Source organism: Streptomyces sp. NPDC046122, assembly GCF_056429965.1.
In genome coordinates this window covers 299823-314012 of the sequence record NZ_JBWKLQ010000006.1, presented here as the reverse complement: position 1 = coordinate 314012, position 14190 = coordinate 299823, and the positions used below count along the sequence as shown (strand labels likewise).

Here is a 14190-nt window from a genome sequence, read left to right as displayed (position 1 = left end):
CCCACTCGCTCCCATGTAAAGAAAACCTGACACCGGGGAGTGTCAAGCAGTCGTGACATGAAGTCAAGTGTTCTTTACTTCGCCGGACGGGCGGGGCGGCGGTCAGCCCGGGGCGACCGCGTCCGGTGGCGCTCAGCGGGCCGGAGCGACCGCGTCGGCGAACTCCGCGGGGGACTCCGCCCACGGCATGTGTCCCGCCCCCGCGAGCGTCACCCGCTCCACGTCGGGCACGGACTGCTCCAGCGAGTCGACGGCGTCGCGCGGCCGGATGTCCAGCTCGCCGTCCACGATGACGACCGGCATCTTCAAGCCACCGCAGGCGGCGTGCAGTTGATGCTCGCTCATCGTCGCGGTCTCGGCGTTGATCTCCGCGTTGCACGTGCGGTTCACGCCGAACCACGGCGTGGCCATCCGTTCGGCCAGCCGCAGCGCCCGTTCCCGGTCCGGCCCGGCGAAGTCCGCCGACCACTGGAGCACGCACATCTCCCGCTCCTCGGCCTCGGTGCGCCGCTCCATGGACTTCAGTTCCTCCCAGCGGGGCAGCCGATCGCCGATCGCCGCACGCAGGTTGCCGACGAACTCCGGGTGCCACCCGGAGTCGGGCCCGATGCCGGTGCCCGACACGTACACCAGCCGCGTCACCCGCTCGGGATGCGCGAGCGCGTAGTGCAGGGCCAGCCGCGCGCCCCAGGAGTGGCCGAGGAGGGTCACCGCGTCGAGCCCGAAGTGCCTGCGCACGGCGTCGAGATCGGCCACCGACCGCGCCACCGAGTACGGGCCCCGCCGCTCCGAGCGCCCGCAGCCGCGCTGGTCCCAGCGGTGGACGGCGAAGCCCCGGTCCACGAGCAGCCGGGTCACGTCGTCGAAGGTGTCCCACAGCCCCGGACCGCCGTGGCACAGGATCAGCGGGTCGCCCTCGCCGGATCTGTGCGTCCAGAGCGCCGCCCCGTCCTCCGCCCTGAGCGTCATGACGCGGGGATCTCGTCCATCCGCACCGGCCGCCGTTGCCTGCGGGACAGCTCGCACGCCTCCGCGATCCGCAGCGCGTGCAGCGCCTCCCCGCCGTCGCAGGGATTGTCCCGTTCGCCGAGCGCGAGCCGTACGAACGCGTCCAGCTCCGCCTCGTACGCCGGGGCGAACCGCTCCAGGAAGCCGGGCCACGGCCGCTGGCAGGCCGGCGGCCCCTTCGGCTCGGTGGAGGTGATCGGCGTACGGTCGTCGAGGCCGACGGACACCTGGTCCAGCTCGCCGGCCAGTTCCATCCGTACGTCGTAACCGGCGCCGTTGCAGCGCGTGGCGGTCGCGGTGGCCAGCGTGCCGTCGTCGAGGGTGAGCACGGCCGCGGCGGTGTCCACGTCGCCCGCCTCGCGGAACATCGGCGGCCCCGCGTCGGACCCGGCGGCGTACACCTCGACGACCTCGCGGCCGGTCACCCAGCGCAGGATGTCGAAGTCGTGGACCAGGCAGTCCCGGAAGAGCCCGCCGGACAGCGGCAGATACGCCGCGGGCGGCGGCGCGGGGTCGGAGGTCGCCGCCCGTACGGTGTGCAGCCGGCCGAGGGCGCCGGAGCGCACGAGCTCGCGCGCCGTGGTGTACCCGGCGTCGAAGCGGCGCATGAAGCCCAGCTGGAGGGCCGTCCCCGCCGCCGCGACCTCCCGCAGGGCGCCCAGCGTCCCCGCCAGGTCGAGGGCGATCGGCTTCTCGCAGAAGGTCGGCAGACCGGCGCGCGCCGCCCGGCCGATCAGTTCCGCGTGGGCCGAGGTGGCGGAGGCGATGACGACGGCGTCGACACCCCAGGCGAAGATCTCGTCGACCGAGGGGGCGGCGGTGGCGCCGATCCGGGCGGCGACCGACGCGGCTCGCGCGGCATCGGTGTCCGCCACGAGCAGGGCGCCCACTTCGCGATGGCGGCTGAGCACGTCAGCGTGGAAGGAACCGATACGGCCGGTGCCGATGAGTCCGATGCGCATGCCCCAAAGTGTGGCCGTCCACGCCGCCCTGTCAAGGGTATGTCCTGACAACCTGACTACAGGACTTCCAGTAGTCATTACCTGGGGTTACGCTCTTGGGCGTGTCGAAACCCGCCGCTGACCCCACCATCGCCCTCCAGCTCGGCGTGGACCGCAACAGCCCGGTCCCGCTGTACTTCCAGCTGTCCCAGCAGCTGGAGGCGGCGATCGAGAAGGGCCGGCTCTCCCCGGGAAGCCTCCTCGGCAACGAGATCGAACTGGCGGGCCGGCTCGGCCTGTCCCGCCCCACCGTCCGCCAGGCCATCCAGTCGCTCGTCGACAAGGGCCTGCTGGTCCGCCGCCGCGGTGTCGGCACCCAGGTCGTGCACAGCCAGGTCAAGCGCCCGCTCGAACTGAGCAGCCTGTACGACGACCTCGAAGCCGCCGGCCAGCTCCCCGCCACCTCGGTCCTGCGCAACACCCTCGAACCGGCGACCGCCGAGGTCGCGGCGGCGCTCGGCGTGGCGGAGGGCAGCGACGTGCACCTGGTGGAGCGGCTGCGCCTCGCGCACCACGAGCCCATGGCCGTCCTGCGCAACCACCTGCCCACCGGGCTGCTGCCCCTCGACACCGAGCACCTCGAAGCCACCGGCCTGTACCGGATGATGCGCGCCGCCGGCATCACGCTGCACAGCGCGCGCCAGTCCGTCGGCGCGCGGGCGGCCGGGCCCGACGAGGCGCGGCAACTCGCCGAGGCGGTCGGGGCGCCGTTGCTGACGATGCAGCGGACGACGTTCGACGACACCGGGCGGGCGGTCGAGTTCGGCTCGCACATCTACCGGGCCTCGCGGTACGCCTTCGAGTTCCAGCTGCTCGTCAGACCATGAGGCCCCACCCGCGTAAGAATGTTCGGACAAAGTCTTGACGGGGTGTCGCGTACGCCGCTAGAACTCCTCCAGCCGCAACGGGGCGGCCGGGAGACAAGGCGGAACCCACGATGCGTACCCCTCGCAAGGCAGCAGCCCTCCTCGCCGCATGCGCGCTCGCCCTCACGGCCGGGTGCAGCTCCGAGGGCGGCAAGAAGTCCGAGGACAAGAACGGCGACAGCGGTGGAGGCGGGAAGGCCGTCTCCACCCCACGTCTGAAGATCGCCATGGTGACGCACTCCGGGGAGGGCGACACCTTCTGGGACATCGTGCAGAGCGGCGCGAAGCAGGCCGCCGCCAAGGACAACGTCGAGTTCCTGTACGCCGCCGACAAGGAGGGCAAGGAGCAGGCGCAGCTCATCGACTCGTACGTCGCCAAGAAGGTCGACGGCCTCGTGGTCACCCTCGCCAAACCCGAAGCGGTCAGGGCGTCCGTCGAGAAGGCCGTCGCGGCCGGCATCCCCGTCGTCACGATCAACTCGGGCGGCGAACACTCCCGGGCGGCCGGCGCGCTCAGCCACATCGGCCAGGAGGAGTCCGTCGCCGGCGAGGCCGTCGGCGAGGAGCTCGACAAGCGGGGCAGGAAGAAGGTGCTCTGCGTGATCCACGAACAGGGCAACGTCTCGCTCGAGGCGCGCTGCGCGGGCGTGAGGAAGACGTTCCGCGGCACGGTCGAGAACCTGAACGTCGAAGGCACCAGCATGCCCGCGACCACCTCCTCCATCGAGGCGAAGCTCCAGACCGCCAAGGACATCGACGCCGTGGTCACCCTCGGCGCGCCCTTCGCCGCCGCCACCGTCAAGGCCAAAGCCGGCGCCGGAAGCGACGCCGAGGTCGACACCTTCGACCTCAACGCCGAGGTGGTCCGGCGGCTCAAGGCCAAGGAGATCGGCTTCGCCGTCGACCAGCAGCCGTACCTCCAGGGCTACCTCGCCGTCGACGAACTGTGGCTCCACAAGACCAACGGCAACGTCCTCGGCGGCGGAAAGCCCGTTCTGACGGGACCGGCGCTGGTCACGGAGAAGGACGTGCCGGCCCTGGAGACGTACACGGCCCGCGGAACCCGGTGAATACGGTGCGAACACCCGTAACCGATACTTGGTCGGCCGGGGACGGTCTGCGTGATCCCCGGCCGCACCGAGGAGTACGAGAAGGGCACGGCGTCGTGGCAAGGGTTCGGACAGGGGTACGCGCGCTGGGCGCGGTGCTGGCGGCGGTGCTCGGAGCTTCCCTCGCGGGGTGCAGCAGCACGGGTGGCAAGCGCGCCGAGGAGCGGGCCGAACAGGCCGCCGCGCAGGGACGGGCCGCGGTGAGCACACCCCGCTGGACCGTCGGCATGGTCACCCACTCGGGCGACGGCGACACCTTCTGGGACATCGTGCAGAGCGGCGCGAAGCAGGCCGCCGCCAAGGACAACATCAAGTTCCTGTACGCCCACAGCGACGAGGGCCAGCAGCAGGCCCAGCTCGTCGACTCGTACATCGACAAGAAGGTCGACGGGCTCATCGTCACCCTGGCCAAGCCCGACGCCATGAAGGCCGTCGTCGCCAAGGCCACCAAGGCCGGCATCCCGGTGATCACCGTCAACTCCGGCTCCGCCGAGTCCGCGGAGTTCGGGGCGCTCACCCACATCGGGCAGGACGAGACGATCGCCGGCGAGGCCGTCGGCGAGGAGCTGGGCGAGCGGGGGAAGAAGAAGGCGCTGTGCGTCCTGCACGAGCAGGGCAACGTCGGCCACGAGCAGCGCTGCGCCGGGGCGAAGGAGACCTTCGACGGCGAGATGCAGAACCTGTACGTCGACGGCACGAACATGCCGGACGTACAGGCGTCCATCGAGGCGAAGCTCCAGACGGACCAGGACATCGACGCCGTCGTGACCCTCGGCGCGCCCTTCGCGGACGCCGCCGTCAAGGCCAAGGAGCAGGCCGGCAGCAAGGCGGAGATCGACACCTTCGACCTCAACGCCCAGGTCGCCGCCGCGCTCCGCAACGACACGCTCGGTTTCGCCGTCGACCAGCAGCCCTACCTCCAGGGGTACGAAGCCGTCGACCTGCTGTGGCTCCACAAGTACAACTCCGACGTCCTCGGCGGCGGAAAGCCCGTCCTCACCGGGCCGCAGATCGTCACCAAGAAGGACGCCGCCGAACTGGAGGCGTACACGAAGCGGGGGACCCGATGACCGCGACCGCACCGGCGCAGGCGCCGGCCCCCGGCGGCAAGGCGTCCGCCGACGAACGGCTGCTGAGGACGTCACCGCTGCGCCGGCTCCTCGGCCGCCCCGAGCTCGGCTCGGTCGTCGGCGCCGTCGCCGTCTTCCTCTTCTTCGCGATCGCCGCGGACGGCTTCCTGCGCGCGTCCAGCTTCGGCACCGTCCTGTACGCGGCGTCCGTGATCGGCATCATGGCCGTGCCCGTGGCACTGCTGATGATCGGCGGCGAGTTCGACCTGTCGGCCGGAGTGCTGGTGACCAGCTCCGCACTGGTCTCCTCGATGTTCAGCTACCAGATGACGGCCAACATCTGGGTCGGCGTCCTCGTCTCGCTCCTGGTGACACTGGCCGTCGGCGTGTTCAACGGCGTCATGCTCACCCGAACGAAGCTGCCCAGCTTCATCATCACGCTCGGCACGTTCCTGATGCTGACCGGCCTGAACCTGGGCCTCACCAAGATGATCAGCGGCACGGTGTCGACGAAGAGCATCGCCGACATGGAGGGCTTCGACTCAGCCAAGGCGCTCTTCGCCTCGCAGGTCACGGTCGGCGGCGTGAACCTCAAGGTCACCGTCCTGTGGTGGCTCGCCCTGGTGGCCGTCGCGACCTGGATCCTGCTGCGCACCCGCGCCGGCAACTGGATCTTCGCCGTCGGCGGCGAGACCCAGGCGGCCCGCGCGGTCGGTGTCCCGGTCAACAAGACCCGCATCGGGCTCTACATGGGCGTGTCCGTCGGCGCCTGGATCTCCGGCCAGCACCTGCTCTTCTCGTTCGACGTCGTGCAGTCCGGCGAGGGCGTCGGCAACGAACTGATCTACATCATCGCCGCCGTCATCGGCGGGTGCCTGATCACCGGCGGTTACGGCTCGGCGATCGGCTCCGCCGTCGGTGCGTTCATCTTCGGCATGACCAGCAAGGGCATCGTGTACGCGGAGTGGGACCCCGACTGGTTCAAATTCTTCCTGGGAGCGATGCTCCTTCTGGCCACCCTGCTCAACGCATGGGTACGCAAGCGCGCGGAGGCGACCCGGTGACCCCCAAGTCCACGACCCCGCTGGTCGAGCTGCGCGACGTCAGCAAGTTCTACGGCAACATCAAGGCCCTGGAGGGCGTCTCCCTCGAAGTGCACGCGGGCGAGATCAGTTGCGTACTGGGCGACAACGGCGCCGGCAAGTCCACCCTCATCAAGATCGTCGCCGGTCTGCACCAGCACGACGCGGGCACGTTCTCGATCGAGGGCGAGGAGACCCGCCTCGCGAATCCGCGCGACGCCCTGGACCGGGGCATCGCGACCGTCTACCAGGACCTCGCCGTCGTACCGCTGATGCCGGTCTGGCGGAACTTCTTCCTCGGCTCCGAGCCGACGAAGGGCGCGGGCCCCTTCAAGCGCCTCGACGCCGACCTCATGCGCCGCACCACCCGCTCCGAGCTGCTGCGCATGGGCATCGACCTGCGCGACGTCGACCAGCCCATCGGCACCCTCTCGGGCGGCGAGCGCCAGTGCGTGGCCATCGCCCGCGCCGTCCACTTCGGCGCGAAGGTACTGGTCCTCGACGAGCCGACCGCCGCGCTCGGCGTGAAGCAGTCCGGCGTCGTGCTGAAGTACGTGGCCGCCGCGCGCGACGCGGGCCTCGGTGTTGTCCTCATCACGCACAACCCGCACCACGCGTACCTCGTCGGCGACCGTTTCGTCCTCCTCAAGCGCGGCGCGATGTCCGGCAGCCACACCCGCGACGAGATCACCCTGGACGACCTGACGCGCGAGATGGCGGGCGGCAGCGAGCTGGACCAACTCAGCCACGAACTGGAGCGGTAGCGGCTGCGCGGGGCCCGGATTCCGCCGCCCCGGTCGCAGAACTCGGCCCGTTCCGGGGGGTCCGGGGGCCTGCCCCCGGTCCGGGCAGGGGCGGGCCGGGGAAAGCCCCGCGCGGCGGCATCCCCGCACCGCCCGCCCGCACCGTCGCTCCGCGCCCCGCCCCGCCGGATGGCAGAATCGGCCCAATGACCGCCACCGCCCCCACGACCCCGCAGGGGACATGAGCACGTACCGAGACTTCGCGCACCGCGGCTCCGCCCGCGCCACCGTCCTGCGGACCGTCGGCACCCGTGAGCGGCGCTCGCACCTCAGCGCGCCCCGGGTGCCCACCGTCGGGATCGACATCGGCGGCACGAAGGTGATGGCCGGCGTCGTCGACGCCGACGGCGTCATCCTGGAGAAGATCCGCACTGAGACGCCGGACAAGTCCAAGAGTCCCAAGGTCGTCGAGGACACCATCGTCGAGCTGGTTCTCGACCTCTCCGACCGCCACGACGTGCACGCCGTGGGCATCGGGGCGGCCGGCTGGGTCGACGCCGACCGCTCCACCGTGCTCTTCGCCCCCCACCTGGCCTGGCGCAACGAACCCCTGCGGGACGCCGTGTCGGCCCGTCTCGCGGTCCCCGTCCTGGTCGACAACGACGCCAACACCGCCGCCTGGGCGGAGTGGCGCTTCGGCGCCGGACGCGGCGAGGACCATCTCGTCATGATCACGCTCGGCACCGGCATCGGCGGCGCGATCCTGGAGGACGGCCAGGTCAAGCGTGGCAAGTACGGCGTCGCGGGCGAGTTCGGCCACATGCAGGTCGTGCCCGGCGGCCACCGCTGCCCCTGCGGCAACCGCGGCTGCTGGGAGCAGTACAGCTCCGGCAACGCGCTGGTGCGCGAAGCCCGCGAGCTCGCCGCCGCCGACTCCCCGGTCGCGTACAACATCATCGACCGCGTGAAGGGCAACGTTCCCGAGATCACCGGTCCGCTCATCACCGAGCTGGCCCGCGAGGGCGACGCCATGTGCGTCGAGCTGCTCCAGGACATCGGCCAGTGGCTCGGCGTCGGCATCGCCAACCTCGCCGCCGCTCTCGACCCCTCCTGCTTCGTCATCGGCGGCGGCGTCAGCGCCGCCGACGACCTCCTCATCGGCCCGGCCCGCGACGCCTTCAAGCGCCACCTCACCGGCCGCGGCTACCGGCCCGAGGCCCGTATCGCCAAGGCCCAGCTCGGCCCGGAGGCCGGCATGGTCGGCGCCGCCGACCTCGCCCGACTCGTCGCCCGCCGCTTCCGCCGCGCCAACCGCCGCCGTCTGGAGCGCTACGAACGCTACGAGCGCTACGCCCAGGCCATCCGCTCCACCACCCAGGGACCCCAGTAATGACCCCGTCCGTTCCCCACCCGTCGCCGTCGCCGGACGACGCGGGCAAGCCCGCCGAGGACCGCCGCCACATGATCCGCCGCCGCTGGCTGACGGCGGTCATCATCGTGCTGCTCATCGGCGTTCCGGCGGGCTACCTGCTGATCTCCGCCGAGCAGAGCCGCGACAGCGGCAAGGACAAGGCGAAGGTGGCCTCCGCCACCGGCCTCACCGCGGGCTTCCCGTCCCGTATGACGCGCCGCATCTACGACGTCCCCGTACCGAACGCGGGCACGGAGGTGGCGTACTACGAGACCAACAACTGGAAGACCAGCAGGCTGTACGTCCAGTTCCGGACGATCCCGCCGGACCTCGACTGGTTCCTCAACGACCTCGGCATCGACCGCTCCGCCCTCAAGAAGGGGCGGATCACCATCAGCGACCGGGACGCCGGGATCGCCGGCTGGACCCTCGCCCCCGACCGCACCTGGTACGGCACGACGGTCGACCAGAAGAACCCGCAGCCGACCGTCGACATCACCGTCGACGACACCGACCCGGCGCACCCGTTCGTCTACATCGTCTCCACCGCCACCCCCTGATCCACCGGCGCCCGCCGACCCCCGTGGGGCGGGCCCGCCCAGCGGATCGCTAACCTGGAGCGAGTGAGCGACCAGACCGAACAGAAGCCCCCGCAGACCCTGCAGCCCCTGCAGTACCGGTTCGACGGCCCCGAGGACGCCCCGGTCCTGATCCTCGGCCCTTCGCTGGGCACCACCTGGCACATGTGGGACCGGCAGATACCGGACCTGACCCGTCAGTGGCGCGTCTTCCGGTTCGACCTGCCGGGTCACGGCGGCGCTCCCGCGCACCCCGCGAGCTCCGTCAACGAACTCGCCGAGCGCCTGCTGGCGACCCTCGACAGCCTGGGCGTGCAGCGCTTCGGTTACGCCGGCTGCTCCATCGGCGGCGCGATCGGCGCCGAACTGGCGCTGCGCCACCCGGAGCGGGTCGCCTCGCTGGCCCTGGTCGCCGCGTCGCCCCGGTTCGGCACGGCCGACGAGTTCCGCCAGCGCGGGGTGATCGTACGGACGAACGGCCTGGAGCCGATGGCGGCCTCCGCGCCCGCCCGCTGGTTCACGCACGGGTTCGCCGCCGCCCAGCCCGCGATCGTGGAGTGGGCCGTGCAGATGGTCCGCACCACCGACCCCGGCTGCTACATCGCCGCCTGCGAGGCGCTGGCCGCCTTCGACATCCGCGTCGACCTGCGCCGCATAGGCGTACCCACGCTCGTCCTGGTCGGCTCGGAGGACCAGGTCACCGGGCCCGCCGAGGCCAGGACCCTGGTCGCCGGCATCCCGGACGCCCGTCTCGCGCTGGTCCCCGGCGCCTCGCACCTGGCCCCCGTCGAGCAGCCCGCCGCCGTCACGGACCTGCTCGTACGCCACTTCTCCACCGCCTGGCAGGCCGCGCCCGCCTCGACGACCGGGATGCAGGCGATCCAGGCCCCGCCGGTGATGCCGGCGATCTCCGCGCCCATCAGCCCGGTGGGCGAGATCGGCGCGGCGGCGCAGCCCGTCGCCGTACCGGAGCAGGGCGGCCGCCCCGATCCGTACGAGGCCGGGCTCAAGGTCCGCAGGGAGGTCCTGGGCGACGCCCACGTGGACCGCGCCCTCGGCGACGCCGACGCCTTCACCGGCGACTTCCAGGAGCTGATCACCCGGTACGCGTGGGGTGAGGTGTGGACGCGGGAGGGACTCGACCGGCGTACGCGCAGCTGCGTCACCCTGACCGCGCTGGTCGCCGGCGGCCACCTGGACGAGCTGGCCTTCCACACCAGGGCCGCGCTGCGCAACGGCCTGACCCCGGCCGAGATCAAGGAAGTGCTGATCCAGACGGCCGTCTACTGCGGCGTCCCCGCGGCGAACGCGGCCTTCAAGGTGGCCCGGGCTGTCATTCAGGAGGAGACGACTCCGCAGGCGTAACGGCAGGACGGCAAGGAGGATGTGCCTGTGAAGCTGACGAAGATGTCCCATGCCTGCGTCCGGCTGGAGAAGGACGGGCGGACGCTCGTCATCGACCCCGGCAACTTCAGCGAGGAGGACGCGGCGGTCGGCGCCGACGCCGTCCTGGTGACGCACGAGCACCCCGACCACTTCGCCGAGGACCGGCTGCGGGCCGGTCTGGAGGCCAACCCGGCCGCCGAGATCTGGACGCTGCGCAGCGTCGCCGACCAGCTCTCCGCGGCCTTCCCCGGCCGGGTGCACACCGTCGGCCACGGCGACGCCTTCTCGGCGGCCGGCTTCGACGTGCAGGTCCACGGCGAGCTGCACGCCGTGATCCACCCGGACATCCCGCGGATCACCAACGTCGGCTACCTCGTGGACGGTTCCGTCTTCCACCCGGGCGACGCGCTCACCGTCCCCGGGCAGCCCGTCGAGACGCTGATGCTGCCGGTGATGGCCCCGTGGTCGAAGATCTCCGAGGTCATCGACTACGTGCGTGAGGTGAAACCGCGGCGCGCCATCGACATCCACGACGCCCTGCTGACCGACCTCGCCCGGCCGATCTACGACCGCCAGATCGGCGGGCTGGGCGGCACGGACCACGGCCGGCTGACGCCCGGAGACTCCACCGAGCTCTGAGCCGGACTCCCGGTGTCGGACCCCGCCGATAGGCTGTATCACATGCGTATCGCCACTTGGAACGTCAACTCGATCACCGCCCGGCTGCCCCGCCTGCTGGCGTGGCTGGAGAGCACCGGCACCGACGTGCTGTGCCTCCAGGAGGCCAAGACCACCTCCGAGGGCTTCCCGGCCGCGGAGCTGCGCGAGCTCGGCTACGAGTGCGCGGTCAACGCCACGGGCCGCTGGAACGGCGTGGCCGTGATCTCCAAGGCCGGCCTCGAGGACGTCGTCGTGGGCCTCCCCGGCGGGCCCGACTACGAAGGCGTGCAGGAGCCGCGGGCGATCTCCGCGACCTGCGGCCCGGTCCGCGTCTGGTCGGTGTACGTACCGAACGGCCGCGAGGTCGCCCACGACCACTACGCCTACAAGCTGCGCTGGCTGGAGGCGCTCCAGAAGGCCGTGGCCGACGACGCCGCGGGCGAGCGGCCCTTCGCGGTCCTCGGCGACTTCAACATCGCCCCGACCGACGAGGACGTCTGGGACCCCTCGCTGTTCGTGGAGTCCACCCACGTCACCCCGGCCGAGCGGGCGGCGCTCGCCGCGCTGCGCGACACCGGGCTCTCCGACGTGGTGCCGCGCCCGCTCAAGTACGACCGTCCGTACACCTACTGGGACTACCGCCTGCTGGGCTTCCCGAAGAACAAGGGCATGCGCATCGACCTGGTCTACGGCAACGCCCCCTTCGCCACGGCGGTCAAGGACAGCTACGTCGACCGTGAGGAGCGCAAGGGCAAGGGCGCGTCGGACCACGCACCGGTCGTCGTGGATCTCGACGTCTGACCGGCGCGGGCGGGCACTGGTCTCCGCGCGCCTGTGGTGAACATGGCGGGACGAATGCGAGGCTGAGCGATATGAAGAACATCCCTTTCCTGGACAACTGGCTCAAGCGCCGTGACACGGCGCGCGGTACGGCGGTCCTCGGACCCGGCGCCGGCGGAGACAGCGACACGGAAGGTCTGGCCGAACTGCTCGCCGAGTGCGAGCTGTTGCGTGTCCGGGCAGGGGATGCGGGTCTCGAACTGGACGACTCCCCGGCCTCGTTGGAGGCTCTCGACCAGCTGACCCCGCTCTGGCGGGACGACCCCGAGGAGCTGCCCTGGCTGGGCAACGACGCGGGCCTCTACCTCGGGACCGTGATCGTCCGCACGGTGCCGGGGGCCGCCTGGCAGCTGTGGCCCAGCGGCCAGCCGGTTCTCCGGCTGGCCTCCGGCCGCGAGATCAACGTGGTCGAGTTCGGTCTCGACTGGGCGGTCAACGGGGCGCCCGAGCTGTCCCAGGTGTACGCCGAGGTCTCCGAGCTCTGAGCGCCGAACTCTTTAGGGCGCCTTGTGGCCCGTGCGAGCGTGTCCTGTGCGAAGTCCCTCGTGCGGCTGGATACTTTGCGCTGACCCCGACACAGCTGAGAGTGGGTAGGGCTGCGTATGGCGGTCGATCCGTTGATCGAGCTGCGTGACGTCAACAAGCACTACGGCAACGTGCACCCATGAGGAGTGCCTCCACGCCGGCAGACCGCTCGCGTCGAATCTCGACTACGCTTTGCCGTTCATCCCCGTAGTGCGGTGAGCTCACCGACCTGCGTCGGGACGTGCATGCTGCTGCCGGGCGTGCGTTGGATCTGCAAGGGCATGCCTGCCCGGCAGCAGCCGGAGATCACTTGTCGCGCAGTGGGACCGACACGTAGGACGGGTCGGACTCGGGCGACGAGAAGGTCAGCTGCGCGCCGGACGGGTTGTGTTCGATGTAGAGCGGGTCGACGGTGTCGATCACCAGCGCGAGCCGGTGGCCGGCCGGGACGTCGTAGGCGGTGGAGAACAGCTCCAGGTCGACGGCGAACGGCTTGCCCGGCGTCCGGCCGTGGAAGGTGTACGGCGCGTTGCTGACCAGCTTGCCGAGGCCGAGCGGGCCCACGTCGTAGAGGTATGCGACGAGGGTGCCGCTCTCCTTGGTGCTGGAGACCGTGGTGTGGATCCGGGCGGTGCCGCGCACGCGCTGCGTCTCGGCGTACCGCTCCGACTGCCAGACCGACGCGTAGGTGCGCGGCAGCAGCGGTACGGACGCCATCGGGGGCAGCTTCAGGAACTGGTCGAGGGCGTTGGACAGCAGGACGGTCCCGCCGTTGGCCCCCGAGTCGACGTTCGCGTGAATGGTCCTGCTGCCTCCCATGGCGATCTTCCGCTGGGTGGCGCCGACCGACTTCCAGTCCGGGTAGCCCTCGTACGCCCCGGTGGAGCGGGACTTGAGCTGGACCGGCTGCTCGCCGTCGACGCCGTTCGCCGCGCCGTTGAGGTGGTGGTCGAACCAGCGCTGCGCGTTCGTCCACACGTCGTTCGGGAGGCCGAGCAGGCCGGTGGCCTCGGAAGTGGCGTGGTCGCCGGGGCGCAGCTCCAGGCGCTTGGGGCCGGTGAGCTTCTCGTAGAAGTCCGCGTACTGGTTGGGCGGGAAGATGGTGTCGCCCCACGCGTTGCCCAGCATGATCGCCGAGCCGTTCTCGTTGATCCGGTCGAGGTAGGCGGCGGGGGAGCGCTTGCGCCCCCACTCGATCATGTCCTGCTCCTTGTCCAGGTTGGAGCCGAGGAAGTCCTTCATGGTCTGCTGGAGTTCGGCGCTCGGCCTGCCGGTGAGGTACCCGGCGCCGCTGAGCAGTCCGGCGGCCTGCTGGTGCTGCGTACGGCCGCTGTAGATGGACTCGATGAGGTCGGCCCAGCCGCTCAGGGCGACAACCGCTTTGATCCGCTTGTCGTGCGCGGCGGCGAGAAGGCTGATGCCCGCGCCGTACGACACGCCCGCCATGCCCACCCTGGCGGGGTCGGCGGGGGTGTTGGCGAGCGCCCAGTCGACGACCTTGGAGGCGTCGGCGACGTCCGGCGGGCCGGCGACCTCGATCTCGCCGCCGGACTGCCAGAAGCCGCGCGAGTTGTAACTGACCACGACGTAGCCGGAGTCGGCGAGCTTCTTGGCCTGGGCGACGTACTCGATCTGCGGCATGGCCCAGCTGGTCGGCAGGACGATCACCGGGTAGGTGCGGCTGCCGTCGGCGCCGGCCGGGGTGAAGACGTTGGCCTTGAGTACGGTGCCGCCGTCTCCGGCGATGTCCACGAACCGTACGCCGGGGAGAGCGTCGGCCGTGGCCGCGGAGGGCTGGGCGGGTTCGGCGGCCAGGGCCGTGGGAGCCACGCCTGTGGCGGTCCCGGCGAGCAGTACGGCGGCGGTGGCGGCGCCGGCCGTAGTACCGCGCAGGGACATGTGGGGGTGTCT

14 protein-coding genes are annotated in these 14190 nt (G+C 71.1%); 11 read left to right on the top strand and 3 right to left on the bottom strand.

Annotation, left to right across the window (positions count from 1 at the left end; translation table 11 throughout):
- Positions 1 to 132 precede the first annotated feature (132 nt).
- Together AC07FK_RS19495 and AC07FK_RS19490 are read right to left on the bottom strand one after the other, a co-directional pair.
- Complete coding sequence (locus AC07FK_RS19495; protein ID WP_479106132.1) at positions 133 to 969, bottom strand: alpha/beta fold hydrolase; 837 nt, start codon at positions 967 to 969, stop codon at positions 133 to 135.
- Positions 966 to 1970: a Gfo/Idh/MocA family protein gene (locus tag AC07FK_RS19490; protein ID WP_479106131.1), complete on the bottom strand. Its 1005-nt coding sequence runs from the start codon at positions 1968 to 1970 to the stop codon at positions 966 to 968. The genes AC07FK_RS19495 and AC07FK_RS19490 overlap by 4 nt, the downstream gene beginning before the upstream one ends.
- A 146-nt stretch (positions 1971 to 2116) precedes the next feature.
- Between AC07FK_RS19490 and AC07FK_RS19485 the strand changes: the two genes are divergently transcribed.
- From AC07FK_RS19485 to AC07FK_RS19435, 11 genes are all read left to right on the top strand, one after another.
- Complete coding sequence (locus AC07FK_RS19485) at positions 2117 to 2836, top strand: GntR family transcriptional regulator (protein WP_479106202.1); 720 nt, start codon at positions 2117 to 2119, stop codon at positions 2834 to 2836.
- Positions 2837 to 2946: 110 nt separating this feature from the next.
- Positions 2947 to 3945: a sugar ABC transporter substrate-binding protein gene (locus tag AC07FK_RS19480; protein WP_479106130.1), complete on the top strand. Its 999-nt coding sequence runs from the start codon at positions 2947 to 2949 to the stop codon at positions 3943 to 3945.
- Positions 3946 to 4040: 95 nt separating this feature from the next.
- Positions 4041 to 5054: a sugar ABC transporter substrate-binding protein gene (locus tag AC07FK_RS19475; protein ID WP_479106129.1), complete on the top strand. Its 1014-nt coding sequence runs from the start codon at positions 4041 to 4043 to the stop codon at positions 5052 to 5054.
- Positions 5051 to 6118: an ABC transporter permease gene (locus AC07FK_RS19470; RefSeq protein ID WP_479106128.1), complete on the top strand. Its 1068-nt coding sequence runs from the start codon at positions 5051 to 5053 to the stop codon at positions 6116 to 6118. The genes AC07FK_RS19475 and AC07FK_RS19470 overlap by 4 nt, the downstream gene beginning before the upstream one ends.
- On the top strand, positions 6085 to 6900 hold the full coding sequence (locus tag AC07FK_RS19465) for an ATP-binding cassette domain-containing protein (protein WP_479106127.1): 816 nt from the start codon (positions 6085 to 6087) through the stop codon (positions 6898 to 6900). Before AC07FK_RS19470 ends, AC07FK_RS19465 begins: the two co-directional genes overlap by 34 nt.
- Positions 6901 to 7120: 220 nt before the next feature.
- The gene (locus AC07FK_RS19460) at positions 7121 to 8269 is read left to right on the top strand and encodes an ROK family glucokinase (RefSeq protein ID WP_479106126.1); all 1149 of its coding nucleotides are present in this window, start codon (positions 7121 to 7123) and stop codon (positions 8267 to 8269) included.
- Positions 8269 to 8850 carry a hypothetical protein gene (locus tag AC07FK_RS19455; RefSeq protein WP_479106125.1) on the top strand — a complete coding sequence of 194 codons (582 nt, stop codon included), beginning with the start codon at positions 8269 to 8271 and terminating at the stop codon, positions 8848 to 8850. Before AC07FK_RS19460 ends, AC07FK_RS19455 begins: the two co-directional genes overlap by 1 nt.
- Before the next feature lie 54 nt (positions 8851 to 8904).
- Positions 8905 to 10233, top strand: coding sequence for a bifunctional 3-oxoadipate enol-lactonase/4-carboxymuconolactone decarboxylase PcaDC (gene pcaDC, locus AC07FK_RS19450; protein ID WP_479106201.1), 1329 nt, complete (start codon positions 8905 to 8907; stop codon positions 10231 to 10233).
- A gap of 42 nt (positions 10234 to 10275) precedes the next feature.
- Positions 10276 to 10893 (top strand): MBL fold metallo-hydrolase, encoded by a 618-nt coding sequence (locus tag AC07FK_RS19445; protein ID WP_479106200.1) that lies wholly within the window; start codon positions 10276 to 10278, stop codon positions 10891 to 10893.
- Positions 10894 to 10935: 42 nt separating this feature from the next.
- A complete protein-coding gene (locus tag AC07FK_RS19440; RefSeq protein ID WP_479106124.1) occupies positions 10936 to 11715 on the top strand; it encodes an exodeoxyribonuclease III in 780 nt (259 codons plus the stop codon).
- Between the two features lie 71 nt (positions 11716 to 11786).
- Positions 11787 to 12239, top strand: coding sequence for a DUF6278 family protein (locus tag AC07FK_RS19435; RefSeq protein WP_479106123.1), 453 nt, complete (start codon positions 11787 to 11789; stop codon positions 12237 to 12239).
- A 346-nt stretch (positions 12240 to 12585) separates the two neighbouring features.
- Here AC07FK_RS19435 and AC07FK_RS19430 read toward each other — a convergent pair whose 3' ends face one another.
- Positions 12586 to 14178: a CocE/NonD family hydrolase gene (locus AC07FK_RS19430; RefSeq protein ID WP_479106199.1), complete on the bottom strand. Its 1593-nt coding sequence runs from the start codon at positions 14176 to 14178 to the stop codon at positions 12586 to 12588.
- Between the last annotated feature and the right edge of the window lie 12 nt (positions 14179 to 14190).